The following is an 18,246-nucleotide window of genomic DNA, read 5'->3' on the forward strand; positions in this document are numbered from 1 at the left end:
TCATGACAAGCGCCACCGAGAACAGCGAAGGCCGCCTGAAAAGCGTGGACAACGCCATCACCCAGATCCACCGGCAGTTCGGCAAGGGCGCGATCATGCGCCTGGGCTCGACCGAGCGGGAGAACATCCCGGTCATCCCCACCGGCATCCTCTCGGTGGACCTGGCCCTGGGGGTCGGCGGCCTGCCGCGCGGCCGGGTCACGGAGATCTACGGGCCGGAGGCCTCGGGCAAGACCACCCTGGCCCTGCACGTGATCGCCGAGGCCCAGCGCCGGGGCGGCAACGCCGCCTTCATCGACGCCGAGCACGCCCTCGACACGGCCTACGCCGAGCGGTTGGGCGTGGATGTCGACAACCTGCTCATCTCCCAGCCCGACTTCGGCGAGCAGGCGCTGGAAATCGCCGAGATCCTGATCCGCAGCGGCGGCATCGACGTGGTGGTCATCGACTCGGTGGCGGCGCTGGTGCCGCGGGCGGAGATCGACGGCAACGTCGGCGACCAGCATGTCGGCCTCCAGGCCCGGCTGATGAGCCACGCCATGCGCAAGTTCACCGGCGTGCTGTCGCGCACCAACACCGTGCTCATCTTCATCAACCAGATCCGGATGAAGATCGGGGTCATGTTCGGCAACCCCGAGACCACCACCGGCGGCAACGCGCTCAAGTTCTACAGCTCGATCCGCATCGACATTCGCAAGACCACCCAGATCAAGGACGGCCAGGACGCCATCGGCAACCAGGTCAAGGTCAAGGTGGTCAAGAACAAGGTGGCGCCGCCGTTCAAGGCAGCCGAGTTCGACATCGTTTACGGCGAGGGCATCTCCAGGACCGGCGACCTGCTCGATCTCGGCGTGGCCCAGGGGATGGTCGACAAGAGCGGCGCTTGGTACAGCTATCAGGACGAGCGCATCGGTCAGGGCCGGGAGAACGCCAAGAAGTTCCTCAAGGAGCACCCGGAAACCATGGCCGACCTGGAACGCAAGCTGCGGCTGGCCTTCGGCATGCCGGTGGACGGCGAGCCCGCCGCCGGCTGATCGGCCCCGGTGGCACCTCGGCCCGCAATTGACGACTGGCGCGGATAAGGAGTAAATATGCGCATTCATGCCCTGCAGCATGTGGAGTTCGAGGGACTGGGCCATATCGGCCAGTGGATCGCCGACCGGGGCCACGGCCTGGCCCTGACCCGGCTGTACGCAGGCGATCCTCTGCCTCGCCCGGAGGCGTTCGACCGGCTGGTGATCATGGGCGGACCGATGAACATCTACGAGGATGACAAATTCCCCTGGCTGCCGGCCGAGCGGGCCCTGATTGGCGAGGCGGTCGCTGCGGGCAAGTCGGCGGTCGGCGTCTGCCTGGGGGCGCAGTTGCTGGCCGATGCCCTGGGTTCACCGGTGTTCGCCGGCGCCAACAAGGAGATCGGCTGGTGGCCGATCCAACTGACCGAGGCCGGCAAACAGAGCAGCCTGCTGGCCGGCGTGGCCGAAGCGCCCACGGTCTTCCACTGGCACGGCGACACCTTCGACATCCCGGCCGGCGCCGTCCATCTGGCCACAAGCGAAGGCTGCCCGAGCCAGGCCTTTCTCTACGACGACCGCATCCTCGGCCTCCAGTTCCATCTCGAATCGACCCCGGAGACGGTGGCGGCCATCCTCGCCCATTGCGGCGACGAGTTGGTGCCGGGCCGCTACATCCAGAGCGAGGCCCAGATCAGCGCCGCCGGGCCGGCCCATTTCCCGGCCATCAACCGGCTGCTGGCAACGCTGCTGGATCGGTTGGGGTAAACGGGGCAGGGCGGGCTCAGGTGGTCTGCCGTACCTGCTGCTCCTTGAAGCGGACCAGGGCGGCCAGGATTTCGCAGCAGGGAGTGGGGACGCCGTATTTGCGGCCCTGGGCCGCGACATAGCCGACCATGGCTTCGACCTCGGTGGGCTTGTTGTTGTCCAGGTCCTGGAGCATGGAGGGCCGGTGATGATAGGTCGCGGGCAGCAGTTGACCGTAGAAGACCTTGCGGTAGGCCGCGGCATCGCGCCAGGGCGTGGTGCCGCCCATGGTGGTGATGACGGCGAAGGTTTCGTCGATCACCTGGTCCATGAGCGCCCGGCTCTCGATGTTGTCGCCGAGCGCGCCGTAATGGACGCCGAGGATCGCGCCCAGCGGGTTGAGGGCGCAGTTGTAGAGGAGCTTGGCAAAGAGCGGCTCAGAGATGTCGGGCACGGCGATGCTGGGCAGGCCGGCGTGGCTCAGCGCCTCGGCCAGCCGCCTGGCCGCCGCCGGAATGACCCCGCGCACGCAGCCGCCCACGTGGACGGCGTCCGCCGACACCGTGATCCGCACCAGGCCGGGCCGCTCGATCTCGAAGCCGGTGATCACCCTGGCGGCCAGGCTGCGCTCGCGGCCGAGCCGCTCCTCCAGCTTTTCCAGGTTGCCGCAGCCGTTCTGCATCGACACCACCGGGCAGTAGCAGCGGCTCAGCCCGGCGATATCGCTGAGGGCGGCATCGGTGTCGTAGGTCTTGGTGGTGAGGAGGATGATGTCGTAGTCCTCGCCGCTACGGGCCTTGAGATGGGGGAGCAGGTTGAGCCGCTCGGGGGCGAGGTGGTGATCGCCGTAGATGCCGGTCACCGCCAGTCCCGTACGCCGCAGCGCCTCGATGAACCGCGGCCGCAGCACCAGATCCACCCTGTGGCCGTCCGCGGCCAGCAGGCAGCCGAGCGCCTGGCCCAGCGCTCCCGCCCCATAGATGAGAATATGCATTGTCGCCTCCTTTCTGCCCACAGCTCGACACGGACGGCACTCCGCCGCCGGCGGCCGGTATGGAACTGATCGTCATCGCCGCCATGGCCGCCAATCGGGTCATCGGCTGCCATAATACCATTCCCTGGCGGATACCGGAAGAGATGGCCCATTTTAAAGCGGTCACCATGGGCCATCCGGTGATCATGGGCCGGAAAACCTATCAGTCCATCGGCGGACCGCTCCCCGGTCGCCGTGTGATCGTACTCAGCCGGAATCCGGCGTTCCGGCCCGATCCCGGCTGCACGGTGGCGGGTTCCCTGGCCGAGGCCCTTGCCGGTTGTGCCGGTGCGGCCAAGGTGTTCATCGCCGGCGGCGAACAGCTCTACCGCGAGGCCCTGCCCCTGGCCGATACCCTGATCCTCACCGTGATCGGACGGGACTATGCGGGCGACGCCTTTTTTCCCGATTTCTCTGCCCTGTCCTATGTCTGTACCGACCGCGCCATCCTGCCGGCCTCGGTGCCCCTGACCGTCACAACCTACCGGCGGCGAGACGCGGGAGCCCGCTGATCGCCGTGTCCCGGCCCGGATGATTGTTTCCCTCTCGTTCCGGGCAAGTGGATGCATTTGCCCCGGATTTGTGCTACAGAGAGCCATGCGACGCTTTTTCCTGCCTCCCCAGGCCCTGAGCGGCGGCCGGGTGGTCCTCACCGGACCCGAGGCGCATCACATGGCCGCCGTGCTCCGGCTCAAACCCGGCCAGACCGTGGAACTGTTCGACGGCCAGGGCGCGGTCCATACCGCTGTCCTTCAGTCCGTGGATCGCAACCGGATCGTTGCCGAGATCACCGTCACCCGGCGCGAGGCGACCGCGGCCGCCTCGCCGCTGACGCTCGCCCAGTGCGTGCTCAAAGGCAAGAAGATGGACCTGGTGGTGCAGAAGGCCACCGAGCTGGGGGTACACGCCCTGGTGCCGGTACTGTCCCGCTACTGCGAAAACCACGGTGAGCAGGGCCGGCAGCAGGAGCGCTGGCAGCGGATCATGCTTGAGGCCTGCAAGCAGTGCCACCGGGCCACGCCGATGACCATCCTGCCCATCAGGCCCCTGGACCAACTCGATCTGGCGCCGTATGTTCACCGCCTCGCCGCCTGGGAGGAGGAGCGCCATACGCCCCTGCCCACGGATTTCGTCGACCGGCCGGGGCCGATCTGCCTGCTGCTGGGGCCGGAGGGCGGCCTGCATGCCGACGATCTCCAGGTGCTGCGCCAGGGGCAGTTCACCGCCTTTTCCCTGGGCCCCCTGATTTTGCGCGGCGAGACCGCCGCCCTGGCGGCAACGGCGATCGTGCAGTTTCTCGCCGGCTCCTTGCAGCCAGCCAAGGCGGAGGGCGGTTCATGAGGGCCGTTGTCCAGCGGGTCAGCCAGGCGCGGGTCGAGGTCGACGGGCAGATCGCCGGCGCCATCGGCCCCGGTCTGGCGGTGCTTGTCGGCCTCCATCGCAGCGACACCGAGAATGACCTGGCTTGGATGGTCGACAAGATCCTCCATTTGCGCATCTTCGACGACGAGCAGGGGGTGATGAACCGCTCGCTCGCCGACGTCGGTGGCGAGTTGCTGGTGGTTTCCCAGTTCACCCTCCACGGCGATTGCCGCAAGGGCCGCCGTCCTTCCTGGAACGGGGCCGCACCGCCCGAACTGGCCCGGCCCCTCTACGACCGATTCCTCGCCCTGTGCCGCGCCCGGACCGTTGCCGTCCAGGAGGGCGTGTTTCAGGCGGACATGGCCCTCACCTTGACAAATTCCGGCCCGGTCACCATCTTGTTGGACTCTCACAAAACTTTCTGAAAACGGAGCGTTATGACCACTGCATTTGCCATCGGCTCGACCTATCACGGTTTTCTGCTGGAGCAGAAGGAATACATCGCCGAGATCCATTCCACCGTCTTCCTGTTCACCCACACGGTGCTGGGCTGCCAGGCCCTGGCGATCAAGAACCAGGATGCCAACAAGACCTTCTGCGCCTCTTTCATGACCGTGCCCGAGGATTCCACCGGCGTGGCCCACATCCTCGAACACTCGGTGCTCATGGGGTCGCGGAAGTACCCGGTCAGGGACGTGTTCGGCGAGATCCACAAGGGTGGGCTGATGACCTTCCTCAACGCCATGACCGGCTCGGATACCACCTGGTATCCCTTCGCCACCCGCAATCTCAAGGAATATTTCAACATCATGGACGTGTACTGCGATGTGGTCTTTAACCCGCTCCTGCTTCGCTCGACCTTCGAGCAGGAGGGGTGGCACTACCACCTAGAAAACGCGGACGATCCCCTGCAGTTCATGGGCGTGGTGCTCAACGAGATGAAGGGCGCCTATTCCGACCCGATCCGGGCCCTGTTCCACCACACCTACCAGGGCCTGATGCCGGCATCCACCTATGCCCACGAGTCGGGCGGCGACCCGCGCCGCATCCCCGACCTCAGCTACGAGCAGTTCGTCGAGTTCCACCGCCTGCATTACCATCCCTCGAACTGCACTCTGTTCTTTTACGGCGACGCCTCGCTCGACGAGGAGCTGGCCTTTGTCCAGGACCGTTTCTTCAGCCGGTTCGACCAGCCGGTGGCCAAGGCCGCGATCAAGGAAGGCCCCGGCATCACCGCGCCGCTGGTGATTGAGGACACCTACCCGGTGCAGCCGGGCAGTGCCACCGGCCAGAAGACCTTCCTCGCCATCAGTTCGGCGGTGGGCACGGTCCGGGACCGCAAGCTGAACGCCGCCTTTCAGATCATCGCCAATATCCTGTTCAACTCCGACGGCTCGCCGCTGAAAAAGGCGATTTTCAACGCATCATTATGTAAGGATTTCGGTGGGTTGTTTCTGACGAACGCCAGTTTCAAAACCCTGATGATCACCTACCTGGTCGGCACCGACCCGGAAAAGCGTGACCATTTCCTCGCCCTGTACAAGGCCACCCTGACCCGGATGGTCGAGCAGGGCCTGGACCGGGACCTGATGCTCTCGGAACTGAACAAATACGAATTCACGGTGCGCGAGGAGATGAACAAGGCCCAGCGCGGCCTCGACCTGGTCAACAAGGCCATGCCGGCGCTCAAGCATGGCGGCATGGAGCCGTTCGACGCGCTGCAGATCGACGCTCTCCTGGCCGAGATTCGTAGAGAGGCCACCGAAAACGGCTATTTCGAGGCGCTGATCCGTACCTATCTGCTTGATAATCCGGCCACGGTCACCGTCACCCTGGCGCCCGATCCCGAGCAGATGGCCCGGAATCTGCGCGACGAGCAGGAGCGGCTGACCGCCTTTTCCCAATCGCTCGACCAGGACGGCCGCATCCGGCTGGTGGAGCGCACCCGCGAACTGATGGCCCTGCAGGCGACCCCCAATTCGGTCGAGGAACTGCGGCGCCTGCCCCGGCTTTCCCTGGAGGATCTCGATCCCCGGCCGCCATTTCACGCGGTGCAGCCTGCCCAACTCGCCGGCGCCGAACTGCTGGTCAGCGATCTGGACACCAACGGCATCTGTTATCTCGACTTCGGCCTCGACTGCTCCGCCGTGCCGGCGGACCTGCTGCCCTATCTCGACCTGTTCGGTACCATCGTCACCGAGATCGGCACCGCCAAAAAGGATTACATGCAGTTCGCCAAGGCGATCAATCTGTGCACCGGCGACTTTGCCCATTCCTTCCAGGTCTATGTCCGCGCCGACGACCGCGACCGGGTCAGGCCGGTCCTTTGGCTGCACGTCAAGGCCCTGTCCGCCTATCTGGAGCAGGCCCTGTCCCTGCTGACCGAGGTGCTGACCGAGGTCGATTTTTCCGACGAACACCATATCGAGGAGATCGTCCACCGCGAATTCGCCTGGGCCGAACACTCGGCTCAGAGCGATGGCTATTCCCTGGCCTCGTCCAGGGCCTTTTCCCATCTGAGCCGCGCCGGCCAGTACAACGACTCCGTGCACGGCGTCCGCGCCTACCTGCATCTGCGCCACCTGGCCGGCCAGTATCTGGACAACGAGGCCAAGCTGCACGAGGCCCTGCGCCGGCTCCGCGACCTGCTGTTCCGCCGCCAGGGGCTGATAGTGGCCATCACCGCCCAGGACGAGGATATCCGCCGGTTTAAGCAGCTCGGCCAGGGCGTGGTCAACGCCTTGGCGGATACGCCGCTTGCGCCGGTTCAGCCGCACTTTGACCCGACTCCGGCCACCCAGGCCTTCACCACCTCGGCCGAGGTGGTCTACAATGTCCAGGCCTGCACGCTGTTTGCCGATCCCGGCCAGTACAACGGCTCCTTCGAGGTGCTGCGCACCTGGCTGTCGCGGGATTATCTCTGGAACACGGTGCGGCAGATGGGCGGGGCCTACGGCTGCTTCATCCAGTTCAATCACCTCACCGGCAATTTCGGCATGGTGAGCTACCGCGACCCGCAGGTGCGGAAGACCTTCGAGGCCTACGAGGCCCTGCCGGCGGCGATCAACGGCCTGGATGGCCTGTCGGCCGAATCGTTGCAGCAGTTGGTGATCGGCGCCTACGGTTCGGCCAATCCCCATCAGGGGCCGGCCAGTAGGGGAGCCGCCGCCCGCAACGATTATCTGGCCGGAATCACGCCGGCCTTTCGCCAGCAGCGGATCGAGGAGATCGTGCGCACCACGGCCCAGGACCTGCGGGCGTTCGCACCGCTGTTCCAGCAGTTGCAGGCAACCCGCTACCGGGTCACCATCGGCAGCCGCGAGAAGATCGAGCAGGACAGGGACTTGTTCAGCGAAACGACCGAGCTGTGATCGCCGGCCGGCGGTCAGCCCTTTTTGGGAGCGGCCAGCCGGTCGACCACCCGGTCGTAGTAGGGAGTGTCTTCGCCCAGTTCCATGGGGCGGCCCAGGCGGTTTTCCAGCTTGGTCCTGAGGCAGCTGATTCTTCGCAGCTGCCTTATTTTTTCCCGCTCATCCGCGCAGTTGACCAGCAGCTGCTCCAGCCGGTTGATCTCCTTCTGCATCGCCACCTCCTCCGGCACATAGCCGCCGTTTTTCAGCAGCCGGTAGGCCATGCGCAGGTCCTCGGGGACATGGGCCATGTCGTCGGGCGGCAGCGGTTTGTTTTTCCAATGGGAGAGATCGGGAATGGTCCCGTCGGCCATGGCCTGCTGGATTTTGCGCTCGGCGATGGTCTGGATGATCGACAGCATGCAACCTCGTTGTTTTGCTTGTGCCCTCCGACAGAGCAACCTACAATAAATGGATGATCCGGAACCCCTTGCAGCCGCACTGCGGCCCACCACGAATGAAGGAGAGATGCGTATGAACAAAAAAAGCCTGTTGTGGCTGACCCCGATGATCCTGCTGTTGTTTGTTACCGGTCGCGCCTGGAGCGAGGAACTGCCCTGGGACATGAAGCTCCCTTTCCAGGAGGCCACCATTCACTACGAGTTGTCCGGCTCTGAAAAGGGTAAGGAAACCCTGTACGTGAAAGAGTACGGCAAGCGCCAGGCCAGGCATCGTTCGTCCGTCATGACGATCATGGGGATGACCAAAAAGACGGAAACTCTTGAGATCGTCGATCCGGATTGGATCTACTCGTATGATCTCGTTGAAAAGAAGGGAAGCAAGACCACCAACCCCAACAAACTGTACCGGGAAGAATATAACAAATTGTCCGCTGGAGAGAAAAAAAATTTCGAGAAAAACGCCAAGGAGATGGGCAGCGGCATGATGGGGCAATTCGGCGGCTCGGTCACGCAGAAGGGCGGCAAGGTTCTGGGCCATGATTGCGACGTCGTTACGGTGGGCGGCATGTCCACGGTGCACGTCCTTCATGGCAGCAATATTTCCTTGCGGAGCGAAACCTCGGCCATGGGGATGAACAATGTGCAGGCCGCGACCAAGATTGACACCAGCACCGCCATTCCCGACAATGCCTTCGTTCCGCCCGCCGGTATAACCGCCGTGCGCGACGAGGAGGCTGAATTGATGATGGCTGGCATGATCAAAAACACTGTCGACACCCTGAAGAAGCCGGATGGGGCCAAGTTGATGCAGCAGGCCGGTCCCATGGGAATGATGGGTGCAGGCGATATGCAACAGGAAGAGATGGAGGACGCGGGCATGAACCAGGAGGAACAGCAGGAAGCGATGCAGCAGATGCGCGAAGCCCTGGAGCGAATGCAGAAAAAATGAGGCAACCGGCACATTGAGCCCCAAAAAAGCCCTGAAAGCGCGCTTTCAGGGCTTTTTTTGTCTCTTCTTTTATCGTTGCAGAATGGTGTCCCGAAGAAATTCGCGGTCGTTTTTTTCCGGATAGTCGAGGATGTAATGGAGGCCGCGCGATTCCTTGCGCCGGCTGGCGCTCTGGACGATCAGATCGGCGATCACCGCTAGGTTGCGCAGCTCGACCAAGTCGGGAGTGAGCAGGTAGTCGTAGAAGTGCTCCTTGATCTCCGCCAGCATGAAACTCAGCCGAGTCTGGATCAGATTCAGCCGTTTTTGCCGCCGGACGATGCCCACGTAATCCCACATCAATTGCCGGACCTGATCCCAGTTGTGCTTGATCAGGATCGATTCGTCAAGGACCGCCGCGCCGCCGGTTCGCCATGGTTCTACCTCGATGCGGTCCAGCTTGGCGATGGCCTCGATGGCCCCTTCCAGCCAGTGGGCCGCCCGATGAGCAAAGACCACCGCTTCGAGCAGGGAATTGGAGGCCAGGCGATTGGCCCCGTGCAGCCCGGTGCAGGCGGTTTCCCCCAGGGCGAGCAGGTTGGTGATCGAGCTGCGGCCCCATTCGTCCACCAGCACGCCGCCGCACATGTAATGGGCCGCCGGGACCACCGGGATCGGCTTTTTGGTCAGGTCCACGCCGTATTGCTTGCAGGTGGCGTAGATGTTGGGAAACCGCTGCATGAGAAAGGGGGCCGGTTTGTGGGTGATGTCGAGGAAGACGCAGTCCGCGCCGGTGGCCTTCATCTCGGCGTCGATGCCGCGCGCCACGGCATCGCGGGTGGCCAGGTCGCCGCGTTCGTCATATTTCTTCATGAACGGTTCACCCTGCTGGTTGATCAGGATGCCGCCTTCGCCCCGCACCGCCTCGGAGATGAGAAAATTTTTGGCCTCGCGATTGAAGAAGCAGGTGGGGTGGAACTGGATGAACTCCATGTTGGCCACCTTGGCCCCGGCCCGGTAGGCCATGGCCACGCCGTCGCCGGTGGCGATGTCTGGGTTGGTGGTGTAGAGATACACCTTGCCGCACCCACCGGTACAGAGCACGGTCGCACCAGCCGGATAGGCCTCGACCTCGCCGGTGGTCCGGTCGAGAACATAGGCGCCGAGGCAGCGGTCGCCGTTGCACCGTTCCCGGCCGCGCGCCTTCGATTCGATCAGCAGGTCGATGGCGAGATGGTTTTCCAGGACCCTGATATTGGCATTGGCCGCGATCTGCTCCAGGAGCGCTCGCTCGATTTCCTTGCCGGTAAGGTCGGAGGCATGGGCGACCCGCCGGGCCGAATGCCCCCCCTCCATGCCCAGGTCAAACCCCTTGCCGTTCTTGCCCTTCTGGAAACGGACACCCAGATCGACCAGCTCGCGCACCCGGTCCGGTCCTTCGGTGGCGACGATGCGGACTATGGCCTCGTTGCACAGGCCGTCGCCCGACACCAGGGTGTCGTCGATGTGCGCCTCGATGGAATCTTCCACCGAAAGCACCGCGGCCACGCCACCCTGGGCCAGATTGGTCGCCGTGTCGGCCTTGTTTTTCTTGGTGATCAGCGTCACCCTGGCAAAGTGTGCCACCTTGAGCGCAAAGGAGAGTCCCGACACGCCGCTGCCGATGATCAAAACATCACTGTATTCCGCCATAGCACGTGATCCTGATTCCATGTTTCACGTGAAACATGGGTAAATGTGATGGGATGAAAAGAGAACTGTTCTCTAGGGAGCGAGAGTATAGTATACTCCTCGAATGTTTCATCAACAAAGCATCATCGGAGTGCATTTCTAGTGGATACGCGAATCATTGCTCTGGCGAATCAGAAGGGTGGGGTCGGCAAAACCACCACTACCTTGAATCTGGCTGCCGTCCTCGCCGCAAGAGGCAAAAAGGTGCTGCTGGTCGATTCCGATCCCCAGGGCAATGCCTCCAGTGGTGTGGGTGTGCGCGCGACCAGTGGGGATCAGAATATCTACAATTGCTACATCGGCGCCAAAGAAACCGCTGATTGCATTCTGCCCACCCGCCAGAAGAATCTTTCTGTCCTGGCCGCTTCCATCGACCTGGTGGGGGTCGAGGTTGAGCTGGTCAATCAGGAAGGCCGTGAGAAGCGGCTGAAGACCGTCCTGCGGCCGATCAAGGATCGATTTCACTACATCCTCGTCGATTGCCCGCCGTCACTGGGACTGCTCACCATCAACAGCCTGACCGCCGCCGACTCGGTGCTGATTCCGCTGCAATGCGAATATTTCGCCCTGGAAGGTCTGGCGCTGCTGGTCCAGACCATCCGCAAGGTGAAAAAGAATCTGAACCGGGAACTGTATATCGAAGGTTTGCTTCTGACCATGTACGACCGCCGCAACCGGCTGACCCATTCCGTGGCCAGCGAGGTGCAGAAACATTTCGGCGATCAGGTCTACCGGACAGTGATTCCCCGCAATGTGCGGTTGAGCGAAAGCCCGAGTCATGGCCAGACCATTCTCGAATACGATGGCGCCAGCAGCGGTGCCAAGGCCTACCAGCAACTGGGCACGGAATTTCTCAAGCGAGCCAATAAGGCAAGGGGATGAGCATGGCGAAAAATGTCCTGGGGCGCGGAGTGGGTGCCCTGCTGCCGGAAGACAACCTGGAAGGGGATGATCGTTTTTTTATGTGTGATATCGAGAAGATATCAGCAAATCCCCAGCAGCCGCGCAGCCATTTCGATGCCGAAAAATTGCAGCAATTGGCCGATTCCATCCGCGAAAAAGGGGTGATTCAGCCGCTGCTGGTGAGCCGCAGCAACGACCGCTACATGCTGATCGCCGGCGAGCGGCGGTTGCGGGCCGCCAAGCTGGCGGGCCGCGACGAGGTGCCGGTGGTGGTGATGGATCAGGGCGGCGACAGGGAAAACCTGGAGTTGGCCCTGATCGAAAACATCCAGCGCCACGATCTCAACCCCATCGAGGAGGCCGTGGCCTACAGCCGTCTGATGGAGGAATTTCACCTCACCCAGGAAGAGGTGGCGAAAAAGGTGGGCCGGCAGCGGTCGACCATCACCAACGTCCTGCGACTCCTCCAGTTGCCGGAGCCGGTGCAGCAGGATGTCGTTTTGGGGGCGATCAGCGAGGGGCATGCCCGGGTGCTGCTGCGGCTTAAGGATCAGCCGGAGCGGTTGCGAGAGGTGCGCGACCGGATCGTCAGCCAGGGGCTGTCGGTGCGGGCCGCGGAGCGGTTGTGCGCGGCGCCGCCCGCGACACCGGTGGCGAAGAACGCCGACTCCGGGCAAGCGGAAGGGGAACTGCCCCCATCGTATTGCACCGCCCTGATCAACCAGTTGACCAACCAGTTGCACACCAAGGTGCGAATCGTCCAGCAGGGGAGTCGAGGCAAACTGGAGATTGAATACTTCTCCAGCGACGATCTCGACCGGCTGATCAGCCTGCTGGCCCGGTAAGCGCAATGACGTCTGCACCGACGACCATGCGCACCAAAAAACGAACGTTCGTCCCCCGCCGGACACCGCTCGTCCTTCTGCTGGTCTTTCTCCTGCTGCTGCTGGCCGGGATCGCCGTGAACGAACCGGCGCGGGTGCTGGAGCAGGCCCGCTCCGTCTGCCTGCCCTGCATCGGCATCGGCTGAGCATGGAACGGCTGCGCCTCTGGATTCAGGCCCTCTGGTTCTTTCTCAGCAACGGTTATTGGGCCTTTCCGGTGAGCGGCACCCTCTACCAGGGTCCGCTGAAAGTGCTCTGCTCGCCCGGCCTCAACTGTTATTCCTGCCCGGCCGCCACCACCTTCTGCCCGGTGGGCAGCCTGCAGCAACTGCTGTTGGGGGTGCGGCTTTCGCTCCAGAACGGGCAGGCGTATGTGGGCAGCTATGTCGTCGGCTGCATGGGGCTGCTCGGCACGGTCTTCGGCCGCCTGATCTGCGGCTGGGCCTGCCCCTTCGGTCTGGTCCAGGAGCTGCTCCACAGGATTCCCTCGCCAAAGGTGCCCATACCCAAAGGACTTGCCTGGGGCAAGCACCTAGTGCTGCTTTTTCTTGTCGTGCTGCTGCCGCTGACCGTGCTCGACGATTTCGGCCTGGGGCTACCCTGGTTCTGCAAATTCCTCTGCCCGGCCGGCACCTTGGAGGCCGGCCTGCCCATGCTGCTGCTGATGCCGGACCTGCGCCCGGCCGCGGGCATTCTCTATCTGTACAAGCTCAGTGTGCTGGCGCTGGTGCTCCTGTGGTCCGTCGCCTCTTTCCGTCCATTTTGCCGCACTCTCTGTCCCCTGGGCGCTTTTTACGGGCTGTTCAACCGGGTCAGCCTGATTCGGTTGAAATTTGATGCGGATAACTGTACAAAGTGTGGTGCCTGTCGCCGGATCTGTCCCGTGGACATCCGGGTTGACCGGTCGCCGAACAGCGGAGAATGCATCCGTTGTCTGCGCTGCTGCACCGAGGCCTGTCAATTCGATGCGCTTGCCGTGGAGATCGCGGGGCATGTCTGGCAGGCTAGGCCTGTCCCGCCCGAACAACCCGTGCGCTGAACGGCTCTCATGAACACGCGACCCATCCTGTGGGCACCCCTCGTCGCCCTGCTGCTGGTCCGGACCACCATGGCCGCAGAAATGGTGGCCATTGCCGGCGATGACATCAACATGCGCTCCGGTCCGGGCACCGGTCACGAGATTGTGTGGAAGCTCGACGCCGGCTTTCCTCTGGAGGTGGTCGGCACCAAGGGGGAATGGCTCCAGGTCAGGGATTTCGAGGGCAGCAGCGGCTGGATACACAAAAAAACGACGCAGAAGAACGCGTTTGCGATCGTCAAGGTCAACAAGGGACGGGACGAGCAGATCAATGTCCGCAAGGAACCGAACCTGACCGCCGCCGATATTGTCGCCAAGGCCGGTTATGGAGTGGTGTTCAAGGTGCTGGAGAAAAAAGACGGCTGGGTCAGGGTCGAGCATGGCCGGGACGTGACCGGGTGGGTGGATGGCCGCCTGCTCTGGGGATTGTAACGAGAACAGGGGGCACAGGAGCCTCATTTTTCCGCACACGACGGACGAACGCCTTTTCATTGACCGCGTTCGTCCTTTTTCGCTCCGCGCCGTTGCCGCTCTGTCGGGTTGCGAGGCTTTGCACATATGTACGACGTAACCCGATCATTGCCCATGATTCCCGATAAACGGCTCATCCGGCTCAGATTCGAGCAGGCCGCGGCCACGTATGAGCAGGAAGCCACGGTGCAGGCACGGGTGGCGACCCGGCTGCTCAATCTGCTCCGGGAGGCCGTCCCCGATCTTCGGCCGGCCGATGTCCTGGAAATCGGCTGCTGCACCGGGCTGCTGACCGAGAAGACGCTCTCCCGCTTTCCGGGGATCGATCATTTCACCCTCTGCGATCTGGTCGCCTCCTTCGAGCAACGGGTCTGCCGCCGCATCGGGATTCACGCCGACAAAATCACCTTCCTGGCCGGCGACATCGAAACCCTGCCGCTTCCCGACCGGTACGACCTGGTGATCTCTTCTTCGACCCTGCATTGGGTTCATGACCTGCCCGCCCTGTGCGGCAAGTTCCATCGGCATCTCTACCCCGAAGGCGTGCTCGCCTTCTCGCTGTACGGCAAGGAAAACCTGCACGAGATCCGGGAGGTCACCGGCATGGGACTGGCCTACCGCACCCTGGCGCAGTTGCGGACCGTGCTCGGGGAACGGTTCCATATCCTGGCCGCCGAGGAGGCGCGGGAAACCCTGTGGTATCCGACGCCGCTCGCGGTGCTCCAGCATCTCCGGGCTACCGGTGTCAACTCGATCGGCCAGCAGGCCTGGACCCGGCGCCAGGTTATGGACTTTGCCGCCAGCTATCAGGAGCGGTTTGCCGGCGACCAGGGCGTCCGCCTCACCTACCATCCCATGTTCATCGTGGCGCGGCCCCGGTGAATCCTCCGGGCCCCGTGCCGTCTGAATTGCTGGAGGACATGACCATGACACCGCATCGCGCTATCGCCGTGGCCGGCATCGACACCGATGTCGGCAAGTCCTATGCCACCGGGCTGCTGGCCCGCTATCTCGCCCAGCAGGGTCACGCGGTCACCACCCTGAAACTGGTCCAGACGGGTTGTCAGGAGATCTCGGACGACATCAAGCTGCATCGCCGCCTGATGGGGCAGCCGCTCTCCGAATTCGACCGCAACGGCACCACCTGTCCCTATCTCTTTCCGTTTCCGGCCTCGCCACGGCTGGCGGCGCGCATGGCTGGCACCACCATCGAAACATCGGTGCTGGACCAGGCCATGGCCACCCTGCTGCTCCATTTCGACTGGCTTCTGGTGGAAGGGGCGGGCGGGCTGCTGGTGCCGCTCAACGCGCAATGGCGGCTGCTCGATTACTATGCCGCCCGCCGGCTGCCTCTGGTGCTGGTCACCTCGCCGCGCCTGGGCTCGATCAACCACACCCGCCTCAGCCTGGAGGCAATCAAGGCCCGGGGCATCCCGCTGCTCGGCATGGTCTACAACCTCTTCGGCGAGCATCCTTGGGAAATCGTCCAGGATACTCTCCAGGAATGTCGGCAGGCCCTGGCCGATTACGGTTATGCCGAGACGATCGTGCTCGTTTCCGACACCAGGGAAAGCATGACCGCCGCCTGGGCACCGTTGCTGGCGGCCATGGCGCAATTCCCCGCACCGCTCGTCTGAGCTGCCGCCCGCCGGGCGCTTTTTGCGCCCAACTTCCTGCAACCGCAGCCATAGTCCTTGTGTACCGGCGCAATACGCCCGTGCCGGACTTCCCGTCTTTTTCTTCCTGTTGCTGATGGCATCGCACCTCGCCCGGACGGCCTTGCTGGCCCCCTTGCCCGCCTGATCTCTCGCTACGCCAACCGGAAAGAAGTCGGCATGGGGCGTTGATCGGGCTGGGGCCGTTTATGTATTGTGCAAACTGTTCAATTGACAAGGACGTTTTGCGCGGTTCGACAGAGGCTCCTGACTCGGACCAGCGCTGCCATTGCCGAGGCGTTTCCATGTTTTTGGCAAGGTTGCCCAAGGGATAGGGAACGAAACGGCCGGTAGTCTCCTGTTCTTGCACCAGAAACGGTCCAGGTGCGGCTCGTTCTGTCAAATTGTGCAATTTGTGCAAAATAAGAAAAAAGTTGCGCAGGTTGTGTTTCTCCTCTACAGAAAGCCATGCTATCCGGTTGCGAGCAAGTTGGTCAGTAAAAGAGAGAGATAGGATCTAAACAAGGAACCCCGCCCGGCGTGGCCGCGGGAGGACAGCGCTTGGCCGGCTTGTGCAACCTTCGGGAGATTCAACACTCTGAACAAGGAGGACTGTATGGCGAAGGTCGGTGTGTATGTCTGTCACTGCGGTTCAAACATTGCCGGCGTCATCGACGTGGCTGCGGTCCGCGACTTCGCGGAGACGCTGCCGGATGTGGTGGTCGCCCGCAAGGATCTGTTCATGTGCTCGGATTCGGGCCAGGAGATGGTCAAGCAGGACATCCGCGATGGCCTGGTCGACCGGGTGGTGGTGGCGGCCTGCACGCCGCGCACCCACGAGCCCATTTTCCGGGCCGCCATCGAGAAGGCGGGGCTGAACAAGTACCTGTTCGAGATGGCCAACATCCGCGACCAGGACAGTTGGGTCCATGCCCATGACCACGAGGGCGCCACCGAAAAAGCGAAGAAGATCGTGGCCTCGGCGGTGGCCAAGGCCCGCAACCTCGAACCCCTGGAAGACAAGTTCGTGCCGGTCACCGATGCGGCCCTGGTCATCGGCGGCGGTATCGGCGGCATCAGCGCCGCCCTGGAACTGGCCAACATGGGCCACAAGACCTATCTGGTGGAGAAGCGTCCTTCCATCGGTGGGGTCATGGCCCAACTGGACAAGACCTTCCCCACCAACGACTGCTCGGCCTGCATCCTCACCCCGATGATGGTCGAGGCCTACAACCATCCCAATATCGAGACCCTGACCTACTCGGAAGTGGACGACGTCAGCGGCTACATCGGCAATTTCACGGTCAAGATCAGGCAGAAACAGACCTATGTCGACTGGTCCCGCTGCACCGGCTGCGGCGATTGCGCCAGCAAGTGCCCCTCCAAGACCCCCGACGAGTTCAACATGGGCCTGTCCGACCGGCGCGCCGCCTACATCATGTTTCCCCAGGCCGTGCCCAAGAAGGCGGTGGTCGACATCGAGCACTGCCTGCACTGCGCCGGCCGGGAAATCGGCACCCTGCCCAAGATCAACGAAAAGACGGGCCGTCCCATCCTCGCCCCCTGCGAGCGGGCCTGTCCGGCCGAGGCCATCAACCGATCCGTGGCCTACGACCCGGCCGGCGCGATCAAGGAAGTGGAAGTCGGCTCGATCATCGTGGCCACCGGCTACCAGGTCATGGACAAGGGCTGGTTCAAGGAGATGGCCCCGGATTCGCCCAACGTGATCACCGCCCTGCAACTGGAGCGGATCATCTCGGCCACCGGCCCCACCGAAGGCAAGCTGCTGCGGCCCTCGGACAAGGAAAAGCCCCACACCATCACCTTCGTCTCCTGCATGGGCTCGCGGGACGAACATTTCCACACCTACTGTTCGCGTTTCTGCTGCATGTACATGATCAAGCAGGCCCGGCTGATCAAGGAGAAGTATCCGGACATCACTATCAACATGCACTTCATCGACGTCCGTTCGGCCGGCAAGGGCTACGACGAGTACTACACCGGCGCCCGTAAGATGGGGATCAACATCTTCAAGGGCAAGGTGGGCGGTCTGGAAATGCTGCCGGACGACCGGCTGCGAGTGCTGGCCTACGACATGGAAGCTGCCACCGGCATCGAATACGAGTCGGACTTGGTGGTCCTGGCCACCGCGGTCGAACTGCCGCAGGACGCCACCGCGCTCGCTCAGAAGTTGGGTTTGCAATTCTGCGGCTCCAACTTCTTCCGCGAACTGCATCCGAAACTGGGACCGGTGGAGACAGCCACCGAGGGCCTGTTCCTGGCCGGCTGCTGTCAGGGACCCAAGGACATCCCGGACACCGTGGCCCAGGCCAAGGGCGCCGCGGCCGCGGCCGCCGTGCCGCTGGCCCAGGGCAAGGTCAGGATCGAGCCGATCATCTCCGAGGTCCACGCCGAGACGTGCAGCGGCTGCGGCATCTGCATCCCGCTCTGTCCGTACCACGCCATCAGCATAACCACCTATGCCGACCGGCCCAGGGCGCAGATCGAGATGTCGGCCTGCAAGGGCTGCGGTGTCTGCACCTCGGCCTGTCCGTCGGGGGCCATTGTCCTCCACGGTTACGATGAATCGCAGATCTTCGCCCAGATCGAGGCGCTGACAGCCTAAGGAG

Annotated in this window: 18 protein-coding genes; 15 read left to right on the forward strand and 3 right to left on the reverse strand. The window is 63.2% G+C overall.

What is annotated here, in order from left to right:
* The first annotated feature begins 2 nt into the window (after positions 1–2).
* A complete protein-coding gene (gene recA, locus Q362_RS18890; RefSeq protein WP_035215408.1) occupies positions 3–1,034 on the forward strand; it encodes a recombinase RecA in 1,032 nt (343 codons plus the stop codon).
* 57 nt (positions 1,035–1,091) lie between these two features.
* Positions 1,092–1,781, forward strand: a complete 690-nt coding sequence (locus Q362_RS0103350) for a type 1 glutamine amidotransferase (RefSeq protein ID WP_028317535.1) — start codon at positions 1,092–1,094, stop codon at positions 1,779–1,781.
* A gap of 16 nt (positions 1,782–1,797) precedes the next feature.
* Here the strand turns inward: Q362_RS0103350 and Q362_RS0103355 are convergent, their stop codons facing one another.
* Positions 1,798–2,754: a ketopantoate reductase family protein gene (locus tag Q362_RS0103355; protein WP_028317536.1), complete on the reverse strand. Its 957-nt coding sequence runs from the start codon at positions 2,752–2,754 to the stop codon at positions 1,798–1,800.
* A 59-nt stretch (positions 2,755–2,813) separates the two neighbouring features.
* On the opposite strand from Q362_RS0103355, the gene Q362_RS0103360 reads away from it, so the two are divergent.
* The 4 genes from Q362_RS0103360 to Q362_RS0103375 all read left to right on the forward strand — a co-directional run bounded on the left by Q362_RS0103360 (position 2,814) and on the right by Q362_RS0103375 (position 7,526).
* Positions 2,814–3,305, forward strand: coding sequence for a dihydrofolate reductase (locus Q362_RS0103360; protein WP_028317537.1), 492 nt, complete (start codon positions 2,814–2,816; stop codon positions 3,303–3,305).
* A gap of 85 nt (positions 3,306–3,390) precedes the next feature.
* Positions 3,391–4,134, forward strand: coding sequence for an RsmE family RNA methyltransferase (locus tag Q362_RS18895; RefSeq protein ID WP_051553574.1), 744 nt, complete (start codon positions 3,391–3,393; stop codon positions 4,132–4,134).
* Complete coding sequence (gene dtd, locus Q362_RS0103370; protein WP_028317538.1) at positions 4,131–4,580, forward strand: D-aminoacyl-tRNA deacylase; 450 nt, start codon at positions 4,131–4,133, stop codon at positions 4,578–4,580. The genes Q362_RS18895 and dtd overlap by 4 nt, the downstream gene beginning before the upstream one ends.
* Positions 4,581–4,592: 12 nt before the next feature.
* On the forward strand, positions 4,593–7,526 hold the full coding sequence (locus tag Q362_RS0103375; RefSeq protein ID WP_035215410.1) for an insulinase family protein: 2,934 nt from the start codon (positions 4,593–4,595) through the stop codon (positions 7,524–7,526).
* Positions 7,527–7,540: 14 nt separating this feature from the next.
* On the opposite strand, the gene Q362_RS23985 is transcribed toward Q362_RS0103375, so the two are convergent.
* Positions 7,541–7,927, reverse strand: a complete 387-nt coding sequence (locus tag Q362_RS23985; protein WP_028317540.1) for a DnaJ family domain-containing protein — start codon at positions 7,925–7,927, stop codon at positions 7,541–7,543.
* 112 nt (positions 7,928–8,039) lie between these two features.
* Here Q362_RS23985 and Q362_RS0103385 point away from each other — a divergent pair, with 112 nt between their 5' ends.
* Positions 8,040–8,915: a hypothetical protein gene (locus Q362_RS0103385; RefSeq protein ID WP_028317541.1), complete on the forward strand. Its 876-nt coding sequence runs from the start codon at positions 8,040–8,042 to the stop codon at positions 8,913–8,915.
* Positions 8,916–8,984: 69 nt separating this feature from the next.
* On the opposite strand, the gene nadB is transcribed toward Q362_RS0103385, so the two are convergent.
* Complete coding sequence (nadB, locus tag Q362_RS0103390) at positions 8,985–10,586, reverse strand: L-aspartate oxidase (protein WP_028317542.1); 1,602 nt, start codon at positions 10,584–10,586, stop codon at positions 8,985–8,987.
* A gap of 141 nt (positions 10,587–10,727) precedes the next feature.
* Here nadB and Q362_RS0103395 point away from each other — a divergent pair, with 141 nt between their 5' ends.
* From Q362_RS0103395 to Q362_RS0103430, 8 genes are all read left to right on the forward strand, one after another.
* Complete coding sequence (locus Q362_RS0103395) at positions 10,728–11,507, forward strand: ParA family protein (protein WP_028317543.1); 780 nt, start codon at positions 10,728–10,730, stop codon at positions 11,505–11,507.
* A gap of 2 nt (positions 11,508–11,509) precedes the next feature.
* Positions 11,510–12,373 carry a ParB/RepB/Spo0J family partition protein gene (locus Q362_RS0103400; protein ID WP_035215463.1) on the forward strand — a complete coding sequence of 288 codons (864 nt, stop codon included), beginning with the start codon at positions 11,510–11,512 and terminating at the stop codon, positions 12,371–12,373.
* Positions 12,374–12,378: 5 nt separating this feature from the next.
* Positions 12,379–12,558, forward strand: a complete 180-nt coding sequence (locus Q362_RS18900; protein WP_035215414.1) for a hypothetical protein — start codon at positions 12,379–12,381, stop codon at positions 12,556–12,558.
* A 2-nt stretch (positions 12,559–12,560) separates the two neighbouring features.
* Positions 12,561–13,451, forward strand: a complete 891-nt coding sequence (locus tag Q362_RS18905) for a 4Fe-4S binding protein (RefSeq protein ID WP_051553576.1) — start codon at positions 12,561–12,563, stop codon at positions 13,449–13,451.
* A 9-nt stretch (positions 13,452–13,460) separates the two neighbouring features.
* Positions 13,461–13,922, forward strand: a complete 462-nt coding sequence (locus Q362_RS0103415; protein WP_028317545.1) for an SH3 domain-containing protein — start codon at positions 13,461–13,463, stop codon at positions 13,920–13,922.
* A gap of 153 nt (positions 13,923–14,075) precedes the next feature.
* Complete coding sequence (gene bioC, locus Q362_RS0103420; RefSeq protein ID WP_028317546.1) at positions 14,076–14,843, forward strand: malonyl-ACP O-methyltransferase BioC; 768 nt, start codon at positions 14,076–14,078, stop codon at positions 14,841–14,843.
* A gap of 44 nt (positions 14,844–14,887) precedes the next feature.
* Positions 14,888–15,598, forward strand: a complete 711-nt coding sequence (bioD, locus tag Q362_RS0103425) for a dethiobiotin synthase (protein ID WP_157469856.1) — start codon at positions 14,888–14,890, stop codon at positions 15,596–15,598.
* 634 nt (positions 15,599–16,232) lie between these two features.
* Positions 16,233–18,242 carry a CoB--CoM heterodisulfide reductase iron-sulfur subunit A family protein gene (locus Q362_RS0103430; RefSeq protein ID WP_028317548.1) on the forward strand — a complete coding sequence of 670 codons (2,010 nt, stop codon included), beginning with the start codon at positions 16,233–16,235 and terminating at the stop codon, positions 18,240–18,242.
* Positions 18,243–18,246: the final 4 nt, after the last annotated feature.

Source organism: Desulfobulbus elongatus DSM 2908 (genome assembly GCF_000621145.1).
Taxonomy (GTDB): domain Bacteria; phylum Desulfobacterota; class Desulfobulbia; order Desulfobulbales; family Desulfobulbaceae; genus Desulfobulbus; species Desulfobulbus elongatus.